Below are 19,746 nucleotides of genomic sequence, written 5' to 3'. Positions count from 1 at the left end.
AGGGCAGTAGAGTTGAATAAGATGAAACTAAAATCTTTTGTCAACCGTCTAATTTTGTAAAGGGGTGATTTGGGATGTTTAAAAGAAAGGTATTGTTAATTTTATTATTATCAATGGTATTGGTAGCTTGCAATAACCAAACAACACCCAAAAAATCGGGAAACGATATTGGCAACCCTACTGCTGAACAAATTTTATTAGAGAATAAGGATGCAGATATATTTGTCTTGAATGGCATTGTATATACTAATGCCGAAGATATTGAATGGGTTAATGAAGAGGAATTAACATTGGGCGAAGAAGTTGGTGAGATTAAAAAACAAACCAACGATAGTGACGCATTTGAGGATTATACAGCTACCAAACTGACAGTTGGAACTAAAATATACGAACCTGTCGAAAATAGCGACATTTATATAGTAAAAGTGGATGATAAGGAAATAAGGTATTTAGGGTTGAGAGAAGGATAACTCACTTATATTTGTGCTAAACCAGCTAATAGTTGTCAATATTTTTCTCTAAAAAAATTAATTCTCTCATGATATACTAAAATTACGTATGCCAAATAACCCTCCACTACTTAGTGACTGGAAGGTTTTGTTATATTTAGTTAGATATAGGTATTATGCTATATCTTGGAATGTGGTTCTGTTTTTTAGTAAGGCGTAAATCCAATGTAAGAGCTTATTAACGCATGCAATAACGGCAACTCTAAAGGGTTTACCTTCTTCACGTTTCTTATCATAAAACTCTCTTAGTCTCTTATTGCGTGCTATGATTTCATCGGTTGTTTTCTTTTTACGAGAATCACGAATGCCACTTTGAACAGCCATATATAAAGCGTGCCGTAGTCTATTCGAGCCTCGTTTAGTGATTCGATTTACTGATGCTGTAAACTTACCAGAAGAGTAAACACTCGGATCCACACCAGCGAATGCAACGAGCTTTTTGGCACTATCAAATCGGTTAATCTCTCCAATCTCGGAAATAATCGTTGCAGCGATTTTTTCTCCGATTCCAGGAATAGATTGGAGGAGATGATATTCTTCAACTTCTTTAGCGAGGGCATCTATTTCGTCGCAATCTTAGATAGATGCTCTTGGTATTGAAGTACAAGATGAACTAACATCTCAAGATTAAAGATATTACTCTGATACAGGTTGTTCTGAAATGGGTTGCGGAGGGCATCTTCTTTTAATTTTTTGGCCCTTTCTTGTGCCCAAAGCTCAGAACGACTCTTACATAGTGCACGTATCTTCTCAGCTATTTCCCCCTCACTTGCACTTAATACAGCCTGAGATGTTGGGAATGCTAGTAAAGTAAGCAATGATACCTTTGAATATAAACTTCCAAACACCCCCCTATATTCAGGGAAAACCTGATCTAACAGGGAATGTAACTGTAGCTTAGTCTTGGCTGATATTTCTGCAATACTTTCTTGTTGTCTAGTAAGGTTGCGTAGATTTAAAAGTTGAACACCTCGCTTTTTATAAGGCTCTAACTCTTCTTTATAAAACAGCTCACAAAGATGATAAGCATTTATTGCATCAGTTTTAACTTTACGCAGACTTGAACTTTTTGCCCGATGTGAAATAAGAGGGTTAACAATAATATAAACGTAATTTTGTTCTTCCAAAAATTGAGTAACTGGATAATGATAGTGACCAGTTGATTCCAACACGACCGTAGGCTGGTTGCCGTTAGCCAATTTTTCAACTTCATGAAGGAATTCTAGTAAATTTCCCAACCCTTTAATATCATGCTTAATACTAAAGCTCTTTCGATAAGGTTTGCCTTTATCTAAAAATGCTTGAATCTGACTTTCTCCTTTAGAAACATCCAGACCAATTACTGGATTCATATACTATCTCCTCCTAGAATATAAATTTGTCGGTATCCCCTAAGGCTTCTTGTAATGTCATAGGTTCGCTTGTTAAACGGGATCAAGTTGTCCCAACCAGCCTGAAACATGTTTATACAAGTAGGGGGTGAACAGTTTAGCTGACGGGATCTAGTCCCACGGGTGCGACGTTCTACCCCGACTACCGTAATAATAAAACCTTATAAAAAAAGGTCAACCAGTAAATTCTGGCTAACCTTATATTACGAACGGGTGCAAGAGTTAAGCAAGGTGATCCTTATGGGGTCACCTTGCTTTATAAAATTCGAGTTTTATCATTGGAATATTATGTTAGTATTTAGATAGGTGTTATTTAGCTAACGGGGCAGTTTTGTGGAATAAGCGATAACGAAATTTATCTAATGAAAATTGAAAGAAAGGGTGAAAAACATTAGCCTTAATAAAGTTATTAGTAGTATTTTACTTCTATTGAGTTATGCTTTGATAATTCTTATCGTTTCTACTATTTGGACCGAATCATATATTCAGCCGCCCGAATTTGGACCAATGCCAATCGGAATTTTGTACCAATTTGGAATACAAATCAAATACGCCTTTATGGTAAGTGTTGTAAGTTCAACCGTTGTTCTTCTATTGAATAGAAGAATGGTTTGGAACCCGTTTATGTTTTTAGCTATTTTAGGATTAGCGATTTTAGTTGTTCCAGCTATACTGTTATATTTAATCGATATTTTTACGTTAATAAAGCAGATATAGGAAAATTGTGGTTAGTAATTTGGAATATTTTTTTATTATACTATATGGTGCATTAGCGAAAGAAGCGACATTGAGGTAAGTGGCAGTTTAGTTGAAGAAGAAAAATTAAATATTAAGATAAAAACGCTCAGAATATTTTCTGAGCGTTTTAGTGTGTGCCAGGCATGCACACATTCTTTAGGGTTGAAGTCCCGAGCCACGAAGGCAGTAGTAGTGGTTAGCTTAAGACAAGGGTGTCTGGGGCGACCCAGAATCTGAAGGAAGTCGGCGGCAAATCTCCGCCCTTAGGAACACGAACTTCATCAGGCTAGGTATACTTGGGTGAGGTTGCATTACAAACTAAAACCCTTACTGCCAAAGGGTATACAAAGTAAATGAAGTGGGGACATGGAGAGGAAGAATGTGTGCTTACCCTGGGAGGTCTGATAGAAATGCGGTGCACACGCCGTAACCGAACATGTAAGTGTTCGCTGAACTATCAGAAGTCAGCCGAAGCCGTAGTACTAGATATTTCTAGGATATCTAGGAAGGGCTGAATCATTTAAGAAGAATTGTCGCTTTGCGTACGCAAAACTTGATGAAGCAGAAACATGTAAACCTTCCTAGTGGAGGAAACGGTGAATCCCGCGGGGGACATTAGAAGGGCTGAAAGTTATTGCCACACAAGAAGAAGGAACAATTCACGTAGGAGTAAGATATCATGTTGGAAAGAATTCTATCACGGGAAAACCTAATACTCGCACTTAAACGTGTTGAGCGAAATAAAGGAAGTCATGGTGTGGATGAGATGCCTGTACAAAACCTACGAGCGCATATCATGGAACACTGGACTTCCATTCGAGGACAACTCGAAGAAGGTACCTACTATCCTCAACCCGTTCGTCGTGTCGAAATCCCGAAACCAAACGGCGGAATGAGGAAGCTAGGAATTCCTACCGTGTTAGACCGATTCATCCAACAAGCAATCGCACAGGTTCTTACAACCATTTATGACCCAACCTTCTCAGAGCACAGTTATGGTTTTCGTCCAAATAGACGAGGCCACGACGCAGTAAGAGAAGCAAGAAGCTATATCAAAGATGGCTATCGGTGGGTTATCGATATGGATTTAGAGAAATTCTTTGATAAAGTACATCACGACAGATTAATGCGAACGTTGAGCCAACGAGTCAAAGACGCGAGAGTGCTTAAACTGATTCGCAGATATCTCCAAGCTGGTATTATGGACGGTGGGATTGTACAGCCGAACATGGAAGGAGCACCTCAAGGTGGACCATTAAGTCCACTACTTTCTAATATTGTTTTAGATGAACTAGACAAGGAATTAGAGAAAAGAGGACTTCGCTTCGTCCGTTATGCGGATGACTGTAATATCTATGTCCGTTCCAGGAGAGCTGGTTTACGAGTGATGAAAAGTACTACTGAATTTATCGAAGGAAAACTAAAGTTAAAAGTAAATGAACAGAAAAGTGCAGTAGACCGCCCATGGAAACGTAAATTCCTTGGATTTTCTTTCACTTTCCATAAGGTGAACCCAAAGATTCGGGTCTCTAAAGAGAGTATCAAACGGTTTAAACACCGTGTCAGAGAACTAACCTCCAGAAAGAGATCTATGAATATGAGGGATAGAATCGAAAAGCTAAATCGATATTTAGTAGGCTGGCTTGGTTATTATCAGCTAGCAGAAACACCTACCATATTTGAAGCTCTAGATGGCTGGATAAGAAGAAGACTTCGAATGATACGCTGGAAGGAATGGAAGAAAGTCAAAACAAAATACAAGAATCTCATGAAACTTGGAATTAAGAAAGGAAAAGCGTGGGAATGGGCAAATTCAAGGAAGGCGTATTGGCGTATAGCCAAGAGCCCCATCTTGTCTAGAGCCCTTGGCAACCAATATTGGTTAGAGTAAGGGTTGAAGAGTCTATCCAAGCGATATCAGACCATGCGTTGGACCTAAATGAAACCGCCGTATACGGAACCGTACGTCAGACTGTCTAACAAATAAAGCTAAAAAAAGGTATAATATAAGTAACTTATAAGCAGAGGAGATTTTGCAAAATGAGCGATGTTCATGGTTTTTCAAGAGATCAAATGAGTTTTCAAATCCTATCTTTAGATGAAATGATTGAGAAAGAAAATCCTGTTCGAGCAATTGATGCTTTTGTAGAATCCCTTTGCTTAGCTGAAATGGGGATTAAAGAATATAAAAAACACAATCCTGGCCAACAACCGTATGAGAGAAAAGATTTATTGAAATTATTCATCTACGGATATTTTAATAAAATTAGGTCCTCCCGATCTTTAGAGACCGAATGTAAAAGGAATCTTGAATTAATGTGGTTAGTGAACGGAATTCGTCCCGATCACGGAACTATTTCATTATTTTTAAAGGAAAACCGTAAAGGGTTTAAGAAAATCATGCGTACTTTTACATGTTTACTTAAAGGATGGGGATTAATTGATGGTAAGCTCATTGCCATTGATGGAACAAAAATACGGGAGCAAAATAGTAAGAGAAATTATATTACTCCAAATGGGTTAACAAAGAAGATGAAATATATGGATGAAAAGATAGAACACTATCTTCAAAAACTAGAAGAAACAGCACAAGAGGATGAGCTAATGGAAGAGACTGTTTCGTCTATTGAATCAAAAATTGATACATATAAAAAGAAAAAAGAGAACCTAACTGAACTGAAAAAGAAAATGATAGAAGAAGGTAAGAATCAATTAACGACTACAGATCCTGAATCTAGAGCTATGAAGAATAACGGAAAAATAGATGTAGCTTACAATATGCAATCTTCCGTTGATAATAAACATAAACTGATTGTCACTTTAGATGTAGTAAACGATGTAAATGATCAAAGCCAATTAACTCCCATGGTTTCGGAAACAAATAAAATATTATCAAAAAACGAAAACAGAATCGTATTGGCTGATACAGGATATTATAACGCAAAAGAAATAAAAGAGTGTTTAGATGATGGAAACATTTTATATTTAAAACCTCAAAAAAACAAAAGTACGTCAGGAGATCCTACTTATTCAAAAGATAACTTTCAGTATCAAAAAGAAACAGATACTTATCGTTGCCCTCAAGGAAAAGAACTTCCTTATAAGGAAAATACGTCTAAAAATGGTATGAAGTACAAGAGATATAAAGGGGGAGATATTTGTTTATCTTGCCCTGTATATAATTTATGTACAAAAGCTAAAACAGGAAGGAATATTCAACGCTGGGAACATGAAGAACTTCTTGAAAAATTGAAAGAAGATACGGAAGCCAATAACGCAACCTATAAGAAACGATCGCAAATTGTAGAACATCCTTTTGGAACCATTAAGCGATCCTTGGGTTATACTTTCTTTCTAGGAAAGGGGCTGGACTCTGTAAACGCGGAGGCAGCTCTAATTGGTGTAGCCTATAACTTCAAAAGATTAACGAAAATCAAAAAGGTTTCGGAAATTGTTAAGCTACTAGTAGCTTAACAATCCCAAAAACCCTTTAAATTTTTTCGATTTCAATAATTTTACAATTAAATGAACGAATAATACGTTCAAGATTTAAAAGCTAAATATTTGTTAGACAGTCTGACGTACGGTGGTGTGAGAGGTCGGGGGTTAGTCACCCCCTCCTACTCGATTTGCAGTTTATAATGCTTTTCTAAAGCCTGCTGAATAAAGAATGTACAATATAATGATTTTTTTTGATTGTATGTTCGATAATATATAAGAGTTATTCAGTTATTCAGTAAAACAGTTGGATTTGTTTTGCTGTTCTTTTATAATTTTTCACTTTTACAATAGAACTTGATCCTAATCAATTTTTATTTCATAGAAACATCCTATACTAGAGTCATCAACAAGGAATACAAATGAAAATGAAATTGGAGGGAATCAACATGCAAAGATATATATTAAGTAAAAAGAATTCCATTACACTGATCAGTGCAATTTTGATTGCACTTGCATTCTTCGGACGATTTTCCTTAGACAACATGGCCATTTTCAATTGGTCGCTCATCATTGCATCTATTCTTGGTGTAGCACCAATTGCGATTCAAGCCTTTCAGGCATTAAAAGTAAAAGTTGTCAGTATTGATGTTTTAGTTACCATTGCAGTAATTGGGGCAGTATTGATTCAAAATTATGAGGAATCAGCCATCGTTACTTTCTTATTCTTATTTGGTTCTTACTTGGAGCAACGTACCTTGAACAAAACACGTTCTGCCATTAAAGAATTAACAGAGCTGGCACCAGAAAGTGCTTTAAAGCAAATGGAAAATGGAGAATTTGAAGAAGTTGATGTCGATGATGTAGATGAAGGTGACATTTTATTAGTCAAAACGGGTGCAAAAGTCCCCGTAGATGGAACCGTGTTAACAGGTGAAGGTCACATCAATGAAGCAAGTATTACCGGAGAGTCTGTTCCAGTAAGCAAAAGGGTCGATTCTGAAGTATTTGCGGGAACAATCTTAGAAAATGGAACGATTCAAATTCGATCTGACCGTGTAGGGGAAGATACAACATTTGGTAGAATTATCGAATTAGTGGAAGAAGCACAGGATTCCAAATCAGAAGCAGAGCGGTTTATTGATCGATTCTCTAAATATTATACACCAGCTGTTTTAGTCCTTGGTTTTATTGTTTGGCTATTCTCAAAAGATATTGAACTAGCTATCACGATTCTTGTTTTAGGATGTCCAGGTGCATTAGTTATCGGGGTTCCTGTATCCAACGTTGCCGGTATCGGAAACGGTGCACGTAATGGTGTCCTCCTAAAAGGTAGTGAAGTTATCAATGACTTTAGCAGAGTAGATACTATCGTTTTTGATAAAACGGGAACATTGACAGTAGGAAACCCTGAAGTTGCCGAAAAAGAATTTTACGGCAACAACACTGAAGAAATTCTAGGATACTTAGCAAGTGTGGAGCGCGAATCGGACCACCCACTAGCAAAAGCTGTCTTACAGGATATTGGCGAGACAACTTTCTATACTGTTGAAGAAACCGAAGTCGTTAAAGGTGGCGGAATTGTAGCAAAAATAGGTGTTCATCGTATAGCCGTTGGTAACGTAGCTTTAATGGAAAAAGAAAATGTGAAATTAAGCGAAAAAGCTAAAAAAGACGTCGAACGCTTTGAGAAAAATGGGAATTCTCTTGTGTTAACTGCGGTTGACGGAGAATTAAAAGTTCTGATGGGTATTCGGGATCAAATCCGTCCAGGTGTTAAAAAAGATCTTCAAAACCTAAAAAAACTTGGAGTCAAAAACCTAGTCGTTCTTTCAGGGGACAACCAAGGAACCGTAGATTTAGTTGCTCGAGAACTTGGATTAACAGAAGCACACGGTCATATGCTTCCAGAAGGAAAATCCGCATATATTGAAAAAATGCAAGCAAAAGGCCAACTCATTGCCTTTGTCGGTGACGGAGTGAATGATAGTCCTTCATTAGCCTTAGCAGATATCGGAATCGCAATGGGAAGTGGAACAGATGTTGCAATTGAAACATCGGATGTCGTTTTAATGAATTCTGACTTTAGTCGTTTACCACACGCATTAGGCTTAACAAAATTAACTTCAAGAAACATGAAACAGAACATCACCATAGCAGTTGGTGTGGTATTAGTCTTACTTGCTAGCCTACTATTTAGTGAATGGATGAATATGTCAATCGGGATGTTGGTTCACGAAGCAAGTATCTTAGTAGTCATCTTGAATGGTATGAGATTGCTTCGATACCGTTTGAGAGGATAAATTTAATAGAAAGCGGTCTTGACGAATGATAAAGGGGAAGTATTCAGGTAGGAAGAACAAAATACTCCCCTACTTTTTTCTTAAAACTTGATTTGCGTCAATTTCATTTCGTTGAACCTCAGCTATACTTAAATTGTAAAGAAGAAGAGGGAAAACAAAAAAGTCAAAGATAAGATGAAAGGAGAAATAATTCATGCAAAAAGCAGTTATTCAATTAGAAACATTATCTTGTCCATCTTGTATGCAAAAGATTGAAAATGCGGTGAAAGGATTAAATGGGGTTAATCAAGATAGCTTAAAAGTATTATTCAATGCCAGTAAAGTAAAAGTAGATTTTGATTCAGAAACGATCACCGTTAACGATATCAAAAAGGCAATTGAAGACTTAGGATATCCCGTTGTTAAATCAAAAGTAAAATCTGCCTAAGACAAACACACATAACAAAAATTATATATAGAAAGAGGGAAATAATAATGTCTGAACAAACATTTAACGAAGTAATAACAAACCATTTTGAAAAACTGGATTTATACACTACTGCGATTACACGGGCCCATGGTAAGAACCATCCAGAAGCCTTTGAAGTACGTGAACTATTTGAAAAACTCAGTAAAAAGGTAAAAGATGCTGGTGCAAACAAACCAGACTTGGATGTTGAATTTGCTCAGTTACGAAAAATCACAGACAACTACGCCATTCCTGGAGATGTATGTGAAACATATGCAGGCACCTACGAAATGTTATCAGAAGTAGACAAAGCATATCAGGCTTAAAAGTAACCCAAAAACAAAAGAATAAATTGGTTTACGGTCGTTAAAAAATGAAGGGAGAAATGATTTATGCAAAAAGCAACGATTCAATTAGAAACCTTATCTTGCCCATCTTGTCTCCAAAAGATTGAAAATGCGGTGAAAGGAATAAACGGTGTGAATCAAGATAGCTTGAAGGTAATGTTCAATGCTAGTAAAGTAAAAGTAGATTTTGATTCAGAAGCAGTCGTTATTAACGATATCGAAGAGGCAATTGAAGACTTAGGATATCCTGTTGTCAAATCAAAGGTAAAACCTGCTTAATCGAGTGAATAGAAAGGAAGCCTAAGATGCCCTCTTAGGCTTTTTATAAAAAGGAGAGGTTATTTTGGAACAAAACCAATGTTGTCATCACCAACATGGACATGCAGAATGTATTCGTATTGTTCCCATTTTCAACCATCTGGAAGACTCACAAATGGATTTGATTGCGGAATCTGCCAAGACACTTCATCTACAAAAAGGGGAAATGTTATTCCGTGCAGGTGAGAAAGATGATACCTTATATATTATCAATTCAGGTAAGGCTCGGATTTACCGCTTATCGGATTCTGGAAAAGAACAACTTGTTCGCATTTTAAATCCCGGTGATTTTACAGGTGAAGTCGCCATTTTCCAACCTGGAAGTATTCATGAGAACTATGCGGAAGCACTACAAAATACATCCATTTGTTTAATTAAACGAGAGGATTTACAAGAGTATTTGGTGGAATATCCGCAGATCTCATTAAAAATACTGTCAGAAGTAACGATGCGTTTGAAGGATTCTGAAAAACAAACCACACAAGTAGCGATTGAAAATGTAGAAACCCGCATTATATCCTTTTTAGCTGAGAATGTTGAAAAGGGAAGTGGCAATAGTCCAACGATTATCTTACCAATGTCCAAAAAGGATTTAGCCTCGTATCTTGGTACCACACCAGAAACAATCAGCCGTAAATTTACTACTCTAGAAGAACTTGGATTGATTAAACAGTTACCGAAAAAGAAAATTAAAATAATGGATTTAGATCAATTGTTACTTCATACTGAATAAATATAAGAGAGTAGCGTGCCATCATCTAACGGGTTAAGTTTAATAGTACAAAACATAAAATAACAAACCTTTTAGCAATCCAATTAGCATATAAAATGGATTGCTAATTTTTGTTGGTTTAACAATGTCTATCTACAAAAAAGAAAGAAAAATGGCTCCTTATTTGGCACTTATTTTACCAAGATGACATAATTTTGTGTCAACTTCATTATTTAGCAGAACAACTCCCTAATAACTTAGCGAATTCCTCTGATAAATAGCTAAGGAATTGGAAATTTATGTTAAAATTATAATTTGGATTGTGAATTAGTGTACTTAAAGTAAATGGTGCGTTAATTTAACAAGAGTTAACACTTTTTTATCGAATATATTAAGTAATGGGGCTAATTGAAGAGTGTTTATGTCCATTGAAAAATGATTTGGCCTTACATCTAAGCAACATAATTGTATGACACTAATTATAACTAGAAGGGAAAACAAAATGCGAGAGTTAATGATAGATAAACAAACAGGACAAGCCTTTAAAATAAATAGGGGAGAAAAATTCTCCGTTATCGATATTGAAGGACAGCAGGTTGCAGATCTTTTTGCTGTAAATGCTTCTGCATTCAATGAATTTTTTTCTGCACCTGTTACCATAGATTGTAAAGAATCGTTATTTTTTTCAACAGGGGACATTTTATACAGTAACAAATATTTACCGATGCTCACAATCATAGAAGATGACGTTGGTGTTCATGATATGATGATACCATCATGTCGACTGGAAACCTATCAGCATTTCTATAATGTGAACCACCATCATAGCAATTGTTTTGATAATCTTAATGATAGTTTAAAGACATATGGCATTTCTCACTTTCATTCGATTCAACCATTGAATATATTTATGAATACTACAATCACACAGGACAAAAAAATTATTATTGAGCCACCTGTATCTAAAGCAGGAAGCAAAATCACATTTAATGCAGAAATGAATTTAATCGTAGGGATTTCTGCTTGCAGTATTACAGAAGGGGCTTGTAATGCGGGGAGATGTAAGCCTGTACTGGTTCAATTTATAGATTAATTTATAACCTCGCACCTCTGTTTTTATGGATTTATAATGAAACAGCCATAATTTTTTATTGTTGGGTACATTATCCACATTTATTTTAGGGCTTCTTTCAGCTTTCCCTTTGTTCAAAGCTAATTTTGAGCGTGAAAAAGCGAAAATAATTATATCCTTATTTACTTCGTTATTTCCATTGGCAATCTTCGTAATGAAAGGTTTAATTTTTACAGTTTCGTTTATCGGAAAATAAACTTTGTGAAATGATGTACTTAAACGAACTGGTGCGATAACACAATAAGAGCAGTCGCCTTTTATTGTGCCATTTGGTAGTTTAGTTTAAGAGTGTGGTCTGATAATCTTTTCAAAAAACGGGCCAGTTAGCTTAACTAACTCAAAAATACTGTCCGACCAAAGCACGGAAAGACAGGATTAATTGATGATGCTCTGTTAGGATTTTAAATAAGGAGTGAGTGACATGACGTGGGTTGAATCATTACAGGCAGCAATAGACTATATGGAAGATCATTTACTTGATGACCTTCCGATAGAAAACATTGCCCAACAGGCTAACTTTTCGGTTTTTCACTTTCAGCGTACATTTGCGATATTAACTGATATATCTGTTGGTGAATATCTTAGACGTCGTCGCCTAACATTAGCTGCCTATGAGTTAACAAGATCAAACACAAAGATTATTGATATCGCCTACGAATATGGTTACGACACTCCTGAAGCTTTCTCGAAGGCCTTCAGGCGGCAACATGGTGTAACACCAAGTGAAGCACGAAAGTACACGGGAAAGCTAAAATCTTATAACCGCCTGGTAGTACAGGTGAGTCTGAAGGGAGCAGAACCAATGCAGGTCAAAATTGTTGAACGTGAGGGATTTCAGATTGTGGGGTTTAAACAGGAATTTTCACTGGTTAATGAGGAGAACCTAGTGGGTATCCCCAAAATGTGGGATAAGATAAACGGAGAGGGCACAGACGAGCGATTGTTTAAATTGAACAATGGTCCAGTTGAAGGTGTAGTGGGTGTATGTGTTGAAATAGATTCCGGGTCCATTGATTATTGGATAGGTACAGCACACGAGGGCAGTGCTCCTAATGGATTATCAACTTTGGAAATCCCCGAATCCAAATGGGCCGTATTTGAGGTTCACGGGCCGATGCCGGATGCTATGCAAAAAGCGTGGAAACAAATTTTTTCAGAATGGTTTCCTTCAAGTGGTTACAAACATGCAGGTGCACCAGAACTAGAGGTATATTCAGATGAAAATCCATCCAGTCCTGATTTATATTCAGAAATCTGGATCCCTGTAAAATAGGAACCTATATAAGCAGTGGATTTCATCATGAATCCACTGCTTCAAGAAATTATTTTAATCCGCAATACGATCGGGCGCGATTCTGAAATGAAAGTCTCTTTTTCATTTTCAACTATATTGGTGCAAAAATTGAAAAGAGCAACGCAATATCTTGTTGCTCTTTAACCTCTAAAAGTATTTTCTATAAAACTCTTGTCGCAGCCTCCCAGTTAATTGAGCATAGATTCGTGTTGTTTCGCTTTTCTCGTGTCCCAGCAAACTTTGTATAACTTCAAGTGGGGCTCCATTGTTCAATAGATGAGTTGCGTAACTGTGCCTTAATTGGTGGGGGTGGATGATTTTATTAATTCCAGTCCGATTAGAGATACGTTTAATGACGTATCTCATTTGAGCTATGCTCATTCTATGTGGATTGCGCTCCGTGACAAATATAGCTGGATCATTATCATCTCGTCTATCGAGGTATTTTTTTAGCCAAATATCACAACGTATATTGAAATATACCTCTCTCTCCTTATCTCCCTTCCCCCGAACAATTGCGGATTGACTTCCCCAGTTAATACTATTTCGGTCAAGTGTAACAATTTCTCCAATTCGACATCCTGTAGAAAACATATATTCAAATAAGGCTTTCTCCATTGAGGTAAAGCAAGCATCTCTTAAATGTTCAATCTCTCTTTCTGTTAAAAACTTTGGAATACGTTTACCAACTTTTGGTTCTTTTATTTTACTAGCAGGATTAGTCCCAATAATTCCTTCCTCGTGTGACCAACGAAATAAAGATCGAATAAACCTTATTCGATGAGACAAACTCGATGGTTTCAATTCTTTGCTTGATTCACCTAAATACTGCTTTAGATGCTGGGTTGTAATGTGCTTTATTTTGGTGTTGCCAAAATAATTCATTAACAACTTTGCTTGAAGCTTATAAGCAATCAATGTTTGTGGCGAAAATCCTTCAATTCTTTTATCAGATTCATAAGATTTTGCAGCTTCAGACATCAACAATAAAATTCACTCCCATATTGATCTTTGTTATACATTTTTACCAGATAAGTAGAATTAAATAACTATTTTTACAATTACGATGAATGTAATAAAAATTAATGATCAAATTAAATTAATATGAGTTATTCAATAAAGTTGTGAAACTCGCTGAATTGTTGTATTAAGTCGATGATCTCTATGGAAGGACGGATACAAAATGAACCTGGAAGCAAAATAGCAGGGTATTGAGGATTTAGTTAAGATTGTGGATGATTATTTTGAAAGACAAAAAATTAACCCCTTTATGCACTGGGGGTTAATCAATAGCGACATCTATTAGATCATTCAAATTAATTTTAGTACGTTCTTCGTTATCAATTTTGATGTATTTATTCACGATATCAATTTTATACAGTTTCCCTTTAGCCATATGAAAATAACGATCTTTATAATGCTTAATTTCTACAGTTAAATTATTGTGTATAGCCAGCTGGAGCTTCATACTGTTTTCTTCTATTTGTTGTTCATCCAGGATAGGCTAGTTTTCCAATTATCTTCTTCCGTCCATTCATTTAACATTTGGACATGTTCTGGCAGCATTAGTGATGTCCATTTGATTGTTCCTCTTTCGTTCATTTAAGCACCTACCCTTTTTCTTGAAGGTCCAGCAGAAAGGATATTATCTAACCTAAATGTTCGCACCTTTTCACGGTAATAACAATACGCAAGTATGTAATTATCATGTACCTGCAGTACCCTTATATAACGCTGTGTGACCTTATTATTGCTATCCATATAAAAAATAACAATCTTTTCTTTAATTTCAATTGAGTTTAAAAACAATATCTTCATGTTGAACCCTCCCATAATAGGAATCTTCTTTTGGAACACTTGTTCTTATTATAGCAAATAATTGTATAATGTAAACAAAAAAATAAGCCGTCCTATTGGATAGCTTTTCATTTTAAATATGTTATTACTATGCATTCAAGTCTTCCGCAGTCCTTCTTCGACACTCTAATCAAATGAAAACATTTTTCATGAGCCAAAGTATGAAATTCACTGATAACTACAGATGATCTTGCTTTAACCACTTGGATACATCCATTACAATGAAGTCTGCCAATAACCATTAAAATTAATATGATTTACGAACTTTTTGCGAACATTTACCGAACAAATGACGAACCAAATTCCATAAAAACGGTGTTAAAGTATTAGTATCAGGAAGTTTGATACTTCCTATTAACTCTTTTCTTTTACGAGAAAAGAGTTTTTATTTTGCTCTTTTTTAGGAGGTGAAACAGAATGTCTGATCATACACAAAAGGAAAATCAACAAGTCGAAACATTGAAAGTTAAAGAGAAACATTCACCTGATTCACAAAAGAAGGCTTCACAATCAAAAAAGAAGAAACCAACAAAACCAACTGCCTTTAAAGAATTTGAAGCATTGGCAAAAGAAATTGTAGAAGCAAATGGTGAATCTTATTATGAGTGGCTTCATATGCAACATCAGGAAATTATCTTGAATTTTAATGTTCATAATCGAAAACAAATTACAGAGGTAGCTAAGCAATCCTAAAGACAACTACTTGAAGGGAAAGGAGTTGAAAATCTATGCAAGATGCAATTCAAACAATCACAAATATAACTGATGGAATTAAACCAGTTGCACCAGTTCTAGCAGGGCTAGTACTTGTTGTCATTGGTCTACTGTGGACTTTTGCAAAAGATCCTCAAAAGAAGGAATTGTACACTGGTTGGATGGTTAATGTTGCCATTGGTTTTGGCATTGTTTATTTAGCAGCGAGCCTTGTTAGTTGGATGGGAGGACGTGTTGTTGGATTTTAATGTCTGAATTATTTTTTGCATTCAGGAGGTGTTTGAACAATGGCGAAAGAGCACAAGTATTTTGTAAGTTACATTTATTCGGAAGGGTGGGGAAACATTGATGTTACCTTAACTGAACCCATTCAAAATATTGATGACATTCGATCTATGGAACAAGCGATTGCTGAAAAACAAGAGTTGGATGAATCGGTTTGTGTGCAAAACTTTATAGCACTATAAGGGAGTCAGTTATAGTTTATGGCTTCTCTTTAATGGAGAAGCCTTGCATGAACAATACGAATTGGATATAGACGTGAGGTGAAATTGGTGGAAGTAGAAGAAGTAACTAAAAAGTCCTCAAATACAAAGAATAATACTGTTCATGGAAAATCTGTTGATCCATATTCAGCATTTGAAATTCGTTTCTGTAAAGTGATGTGTGATCCATCGAAACGAAGCATCCCGTTAGACTTAAACAATGAACAATTAAAATCACTCTACAATGGAATTAGTCCTATTATTGAAACAAGCATCTTTGCAGAAATGGAACATGTGATGACTGCAATACGTACTAGTTTTGATGCTGTGATTGATAGAGTAGGTGACGATATAGAGCTAAAATCATATATGAATAACGATAAAAACTTTAAAAGGATCATTACTCATGTAGTGACCAATTATCAATCACTACAGGAACAATGTATTAACATATTGATGATACACAATATGGCGTATCAAAGGCTAGAAGATAAATTGTTTGGGGAAACTTTCGTAGTTGATAAAGGATTTCAAAAAGCATACCAGCTCCATAATGAATTAATCCAATCGTTTCACCATTGTTACCATCACTTATTGTTTGAGGGCACAATGCTAGATACGGATGAAGAAGTAGAAGTGAAAGTCATTGAGCCGATTGTCCAAAGATATGCCGTGAAAATACGAAGGATGCTTGAGGGTGGTGAAAATGCATAAACAAAGTTTGTATAAAAGGTTGGTTTATCAAAATATTGAGGATGCGCTAGCTGAGTTGAATGCAGAAGATAAAGGACGTTATTATATCTGTAATTGTCCAGAATGCAACGAACATGAGGCATTTATATATAAGAACAACACAAACTTTATTCAATGCAACCGTGAGAATCATTGTGGAGAACGAATGCTATTACAGTTCCAGGAGAAAAAGAGCTTACATCCCGAAATAGGAAAGATGCAAGAAACCTATCCGAGCCTTTCAGATGACCAAAAAGAAGCATTAACTTGGTCGATGAGGCTCTTTTCTTTTGCCAAAACAGGGTTTAAAAGTGAAGCACTAGATAATGGCTACCGTGGATTATCAAAAGAAACAGCAAGAAAACATATTGTTGATTTACAAAATAAAGAGGTGGCAAAATACTTTTTCAAAAAAACAAGTAGCTTGTTAGGAAAAGATTACTCTAACAATAGCTGGATGTGTAAGCGAAATTTGGTTTTTTCTCTTTATGATAAAAGTAACATTTTAGATCGAGTGTTGTTACGTTCTAGTATTGATCCAACACTGGAGCCCAAAGAAATACAGTTAATCATGAATCCTTCTAAAGACACGAAGGATTTTTTTATTGAGATTCCAGAGGAAACAAAGACGGTTGTATTTAGCGAATCATTGTTGGATGCTCTTTCTTTTCGTGAAGTAGATGAACATTGTGGATTTATTGCATTAACAGGTGCATCTAAAACACGGCAAGTGCAAGCATATATCCGGGAGAACAAAGATACATTTACAGATAAGCATATTCTAGTGGCAATGGATGATGATAAAGCAGGCTGGAAAGCAACAAGAAAACTTGTTTTTGCACTAGAAAAGGAAGGTCTAGGTGAAAATGTTTCGTTATTCCGTTATAGTGACGGCTATCAAGATGCAAACGAATTTTTACAAGGTAACCGAGAGCAATTCACCAAAAGATATTTACAAGATACGAATCAGTTGGAGCAGACTAAACAAAATGTAAATGAAATATCATTATCATAAAAATGATGATGATCTGTAAAGAAAGGAGTAAAAGATGCAGCATGCCAATGATAAAAAGTCATTAACAGAACGTTTAAGCGATTGGAAAACCATAAGTTTCTTTATAGTATGTATTGCTGTTGTAGGATTTTTCGTTGCGAATTTCCTGTTACATTTTTTGCAACAAGTATTACATTTAGTGGAAGGTTTTGCAACGAATTCAGAAAAGGTAAATTTCCATACATTCTCTGTCGATTGGCATTACTTTTTCATTTTCCAATACGAGTGGATAGAGTTTTATGTGGGATTTTATATATTGATTGGGATCAGTGTATTGAAACTCCTATACAATGTGAAAATGAACTATCAATCGATTAACAAAGGTCAACACGGAACCAACGAATTTGAAAAAGTGAAGAATATGAAAAAACAATATTTAAGTATTCCATCAAAAATAAAAGAATATGAGGGGAAAGGCGGTACAATTATTGCTGGATTACATGAAGGTAATAACTATCAATTATTAATTGATGATGCCCCAGTCCATACGATGGTGATTGGTATTACTCGTAGTGGTAAGGGTGAAACATTTGTTGTGCCAATGATAGATGTACAAAGCAGAGCGAGTGAAAAACCTTCGATGGTTATCAATGATCCAAAAGGTGAGCTATCTGGTGCTTCTTATGAAACGTTGATAGAACGGGGATATGATGTCCATGTGTTCAATCTAATTCAGCATGATATGAGTATGGGCTTCAATCCTTTACAGTTGGTGATTGATTCATGGAGGAAAGGGCTTCATAGTGATGCACAGAAATATGCAAACAGTGTTGCGTATAGCTTATACCATGATCCAAACGCCAAAGATCCTTTCTGGTCAAACAGTGCGAAATCACTTGTGACGGCAATTATTCTTGCATTAACAGAGGATATGGTCACTCAAGGAAAAGAAGAACGGGTGACGATGTATTCCGTAGCAAACTTCCTTTCAACAAAAGGAAGTGACAATGACGAGGAAGGAAATAATGCCTTGGATTTGTTTTTTCAAGCAAGAGATGAAAATAATCCAGCAAGAATGATGTATGCGACATCGAACTTCGCGACAGGAAATACAAGAGGAAGTATTTTCAGTGTGGCCATGGATAAATTGCAGATATTTACGTTAGAACCGAATGCGAAAGTAACTGGGTATAATAGTTTGGATCTAACGGATATAGGGTTTGGTGATAAACCAATTGCATTATTCATAGCAACACCTGATTCTGATAAGTCAAATGAGGTATTGGCAAGCATTTTAATCAGTCAACTTTATAGAATAAATTCTGAGAAAGCAACAAAAAGCCAGAGCGGGAAAATGAAGCGAAATGTTCACTTCCTATTAGATGAATTTGGAAATATGCCAACGATTGAGGGAATGGCCGGAATGGTGACAGTTGGTGCTGGGCGAGGTTTTCGCTATCACTTAATTATCCAAGCTTACTCCCAGGTTAAATCAATGTATGGCGAAGAATCAGACACCATCATTGGAAACTGTTCCAATCAAATATATATTCTAACGGAAGATAAAAGCACTGCCGAACATTATTCGAGTATGTTGGGAACAAGAACGATTACAGATGTGAGTCGAAGTGGGGAATTACATTCGTTTGATAAATCGCATAGTGAATCAACCAAGGAGAGGGCATTGTTGACCTCAGATGAATTGATGAGATTACAAGAAGGACAATCCGTTGTGATTCGAGTAAACAAACGACAAGATACGAAACGAAGAAAAATTGAACCGAAACCGATTTTTAATAAAGTCCAAACGAAGCAGAAATTCCGTTATGAATACCTAGCAAATGATTTTGATACAAGCAAGTCCATTCTATCCTTGCCGATTGCTTCTGATGCTTATTATGAAATGAATTTAAATGAAATGGTATATTCAGCCAAAGTACGGGACGATTTATATTTACGAATGGCAGATGTAATGGAATCCGATGACTTTATAAGACTGAAACGTAATTTAATGCAAGTAGAAGGGCTGTCGCAAAAAGATAGAAGTACATTGCAAAAACAAATGCTGGAAGTGGAAGAATGGTCATTTTTACATTATTTAAGTTACCTTGTCTATCATCCAAATCTTGAAGCATTGCACTTGAAATTGATGGAACCGGTATATAAATATTTGCCAGAGGATACTGTGTCTAGCTGGCAAGAAAAAATAAATGAGAGAATGGAACACCAACTTGAACTGAGGAAGCAAAAAAATGAAAGTGAACAAGAAAATGAAGAGGAAGCGTTAATACAAAAGGCTATTAGCGCAAATTAAAGAGGGAGGAGATTGTTTTG

General features: G+C 36.0%; 20 protein-coding genes and 1 pseudogene. 17 read left to right on the top strand and 4 right to left on the bottom strand.

All coding sequences use genetic code 11. The annotated features are described in order from the left end of the window. Nucleotides 1-74: 74 nt before the first annotated feature. The gene (locus B2C77_RS20645; protein WP_077706733.1) at nucleotides 75-470 is read left to right on the top strand and encodes a hypothetical protein; all 396 of its coding nucleotides are present in this window, start codon (nucleotides 75-77) and stop codon (nucleotides 468-470) included. 153 nt (nucleotides 471-623) lie between these two features. Here the strand turns inward: B2C77_RS20645 and B2C77_RS20640 are convergent. Then, nucleotides 624-1,861, bottom strand: a pseudogene (locus B2C77_RS20640) (IS110 family RNA-guided transposase). Nucleotides 1,862-2,329: 468 nt separating this feature from the next. Here B2C77_RS20640 and B2C77_RS20635 point away from each other — a divergent pair. From B2C77_RS20635 to B2C77_RS20590, 10 genes are all read left to right on the top strand, one after another. Further along, the gene (locus B2C77_RS20635) at nucleotides 2,330-2,617 is read left to right on the top strand and encodes a hypothetical protein (protein ID WP_141130780.1); all 288 of its coding nucleotides are present in this window, start codon (nucleotides 2,330-2,332) and stop codon (nucleotides 2,615-2,617) included. Nucleotides 2,618-3,314: 697 nt separating this feature from the next. After that, complete coding sequence (ltrA, locus tag B2C77_RS20630; protein ID WP_077706731.1) at nucleotides 3,315-4,529, top strand: group II intron reverse transcriptase/maturase; 1,215 nt, start codon at nucleotides 3,315-3,317, stop codon at nucleotides 4,527-4,529. Nucleotides 4,530-4,678: 149 nt separating this feature from the next. Further along, nucleotides 4,679-6,112: an IS1182 family transposase gene (locus tag B2C77_RS20625; protein ID WP_077706730.1), complete on the top strand. Its 1,434-nt coding sequence runs from the start codon at nucleotides 4,679-4,681 to the stop codon at nucleotides 6,110-6,112. A gap of 413 nt (nucleotides 6,113-6,525) precedes the next feature. Further along, complete coding sequence (locus B2C77_RS20620; protein ID WP_066189335.1) at nucleotides 6,526-8,379, top strand: heavy metal translocating P-type ATPase; 1,854 nt, start codon at nucleotides 6,526-6,528, stop codon at nucleotides 8,377-8,379. Nucleotides 8,380-8,572: 193 nt separating this feature from the next. Then, nucleotides 8,573-8,806 carry a heavy-metal-associated domain-containing protein gene (locus B2C77_RS20615; RefSeq protein WP_066189340.1) on the top strand — a complete coding sequence of 78 codons (234 nt, stop codon included), beginning with the start codon at nucleotides 8,573-8,575 and terminating at the stop codon, nucleotides 8,804-8,806. A gap of 47 nt (nucleotides 8,807-8,853) precedes the next feature. After that, nucleotides 8,854-9,153: an iron-sulfur cluster repair di-iron protein, ric gene (locus B2C77_RS20610; RefSeq protein ID WP_066189342.1), complete on the top strand. Its 300-nt coding sequence runs from the start codon at nucleotides 8,854-8,856 to the stop codon at nucleotides 9,151-9,153. A 66-nt stretch (nucleotides 9,154-9,219) separates the two neighbouring features. Further along, a complete protein-coding gene (locus tag B2C77_RS20605; RefSeq protein WP_066189344.1) occupies nucleotides 9,220-9,453 on the top strand; it encodes a heavy-metal-associated domain-containing protein in 234 nt (77 codons plus the stop codon). 64 nt (nucleotides 9,454-9,517) lie between these two features. Then, nucleotides 9,518-10,225, top strand: a complete 708-nt coding sequence (locus B2C77_RS20600) for a Crp/Fnr family transcriptional regulator (RefSeq protein WP_066189347.1) — start codon at nucleotides 9,518-9,520, stop codon at nucleotides 10,223-10,225. Between the two features lie 481 nt (nucleotides 10,226-10,706). After that, the gene (locus tag B2C77_RS20595; RefSeq protein WP_066189330.1) at nucleotides 10,707-11,297 is read left to right on the top strand and encodes a DUF1989 domain-containing protein; all 591 of its coding nucleotides are present in this window, start codon (nucleotides 10,707-10,709) and stop codon (nucleotides 11,295-11,297) included. A 460-nt stretch (nucleotides 11,298-11,757) separates the two neighbouring features. After that, the gene (locus tag B2C77_RS20590) at nucleotides 11,758-12,609 is read left to right on the top strand and encodes an AraC family transcriptional regulator (RefSeq protein ID WP_066189353.1); all 852 of its coding nucleotides are present in this window, start codon (nucleotides 11,758-11,760) and stop codon (nucleotides 12,607-12,609) included. A 168-nt stretch (nucleotides 12,610-12,777) separates the two neighbouring features. Here the strand turns inward: B2C77_RS20590 and B2C77_RS20585 are convergent, their stop codons facing one another. From B2C77_RS20585 to B2C77_RS20575, 3 genes are all read right to left on the bottom strand, one after another. Next, nucleotides 12,778-13,617 carry a tyrosine-type recombinase/integrase gene (locus tag B2C77_RS20585; RefSeq protein WP_077706728.1) on the bottom strand — a complete coding sequence of 280 codons (840 nt, stop codon included), beginning with the start codon at nucleotides 13,615-13,617 and terminating at the stop codon, nucleotides 12,778-12,780. Nucleotides 13,618-13,912: 295 nt separating this feature from the next. Further along, nucleotides 13,913-14,128: a YolD-like family protein gene (locus tag B2C77_RS20580; protein ID WP_438272981.1), complete on the bottom strand. Its 216-nt coding sequence runs from the start codon at nucleotides 14,126-14,128 to the stop codon at nucleotides 13,913-13,915. Between the two features lie 104 nt (nucleotides 14,129-14,232). After that, complete coding sequence (locus B2C77_RS20575) at nucleotides 14,233-14,448, bottom strand: WYL domain-containing protein (RefSeq protein WP_077706726.1); 216 nt, start codon at nucleotides 14,446-14,448, stop codon at nucleotides 14,233-14,235. Between the two features lie 456 nt (nucleotides 14,449-14,904). Between B2C77_RS20575 and B2C77_RS20570 the strand changes: the two genes are divergently transcribed. From B2C77_RS20570 to B2C77_RS20545, 6 genes are all read left to right on the top strand, one after another. After that, a complete protein-coding gene (locus B2C77_RS20570; protein WP_077706725.1) occupies nucleotides 14,905-15,180 on the top strand; it encodes a hypothetical protein in 276 nt (91 codons plus the stop codon). A 35-nt stretch (nucleotides 15,181-15,215) separates the two neighbouring features. Then, entirely contained in the window at nucleotides 15,216-15,449 is a 234-nt protein-coding gene (locus tag B2C77_RS20565; protein ID WP_066189364.1) for a pilin, read from the top strand. Between the two features lie 39 nt (nucleotides 15,450-15,488). Further along, nucleotides 15,489-15,668 (top strand): hypothetical protein, encoded by a 180-nt coding sequence (locus B2C77_RS20560; protein ID WP_066189366.1) that lies wholly within the window; start codon nucleotides 15,489-15,491, stop codon nucleotides 15,666-15,668. Between the two features lie 87 nt (nucleotides 15,669-15,755). Then, nucleotides 15,756-16,400 (top strand): hypothetical protein, encoded by a 645-nt coding sequence (locus B2C77_RS20555; protein ID WP_077706724.1) that lies wholly within the window; start codon nucleotides 15,756-15,758, stop codon nucleotides 16,398-16,400. Next, nucleotides 16,393-17,433 carry a toprim domain-containing protein gene (locus B2C77_RS20550; protein WP_077706723.1) on the top strand — a complete coding sequence of 347 codons (1,041 nt, stop codon included), beginning with the start codon at nucleotides 16,393-16,395 and terminating at the stop codon, nucleotides 17,431-17,433. Before B2C77_RS20555 ends, B2C77_RS20550 begins: the two co-directional genes overlap by 8 nt. A gap of 34 nt (nucleotides 17,434-17,467) precedes the next feature. Then, entirely contained in the window at nucleotides 17,468-19,726 is a 2,259-nt protein-coding gene (locus tag B2C77_RS20545) for a VirD4-like conjugal transfer protein, CD1115 family (protein WP_077706722.1), read from the top strand. The last annotated feature ends 20 nt before the right edge of the window (nucleotides 19,727-19,746 follow it).

Source organism: Virgibacillus dokdonensis (assembly GCF_900166595.1).
GTDB classification, from domain to species: domain Bacteria; phylum Bacillota; class Bacilli; order Bacillales; family Amphibacillaceae; genus Virgibacillus; species Virgibacillus dokdonensis.
This window is presented reverse-complemented; position numbering and strand designations above follow the sequence as displayed.

Coding starts and splice junctions, on each gene's coding strand:
- B2C77_RS20625 (WP_077706730.1), top strand. CDS start 4,679: ATGAGCGATGTTCATGGTTTTTCAAGAGATCAAATGAGTTTTCAAATC.
- B2C77_RS20570 (WP_077706725.1), top strand. CDS start 14,905: ATGTCTGATCATACACAAAAGGAAAATCAACAAGTCGAAACATTGAAA.
- B2C77_RS20565 (WP_066189364.1), top strand. CDS start 15,216: ATGCAAGATGCAATTCAAACAATCACAAATATAACTGATGGAATTAAA.
- B2C77_RS20545 (WP_077706722.1), top strand. CDS start 17,468: ATGCAGCATGCCAATGATAAAAAGTCATTAACAGAACGTTTAAGCGAT.
- B2C77_RS20645 (WP_077706733.1), top strand. CDS start 75: ATGTTTAAAAGAAAGGTATTGTTAATTTTATTATTATCAATGGTATTG.
- B2C77_RS20550 (WP_077706723.1), top strand. CDS start 16,393: ATGCATAAACAAAGTTTGTATAAAAGGTTGGTTTATCAAAATATTGAG.
- B2C77_RS20560 (WP_066189366.1), top strand. CDS start 15,489: ATGGCGAAAGAGCACAAGTATTTTGTAAGTTACATTTATTCGGAAGGG.
- B2C77_RS20595 (WP_066189330.1), top strand. CDS start 10,707: ATGCGAGAGTTAATGATAGATAAACAAACAGGACAAGCCTTTAAAATA.
- B2C77_RS20590 (WP_066189353.1), top strand. CDS start 11,758: ATGACGTGGGTTGAATCATTACAGGCAGCAATAGACTATATGGAAGAT.
- B2C77_RS20615 (WP_066189340.1), top strand. CDS start 8,573: ATGCAAAAAGCAGTTATTCAATTAGAAACATTATCTTGTCCATCTTGT.
- B2C77_RS20605 (WP_066189344.1), top strand. CDS start 9,220: ATGCAAAAAGCAACGATTCAATTAGAAACCTTATCTTGCCCATCTTGT.
- B2C77_RS20610 (WP_066189342.1), top strand. CDS start 8,854: ATGTCTGAACAAACATTTAACGAAGTAATAACAAACCATTTTGAAAAA.
- B2C77_RS20575 (WP_077706726.1), bottom strand. CDS start 14,448: ATGAAGATATTGTTTTTAAACTCAATTGAAATTAAAGAAAAGATTGTT.
- B2C77_RS20620 (WP_066189335.1), top strand. CDS start 6,526: ATGCAAAGATATATATTAAGTAAAAAGAATTCCATTACACTGATCAGT.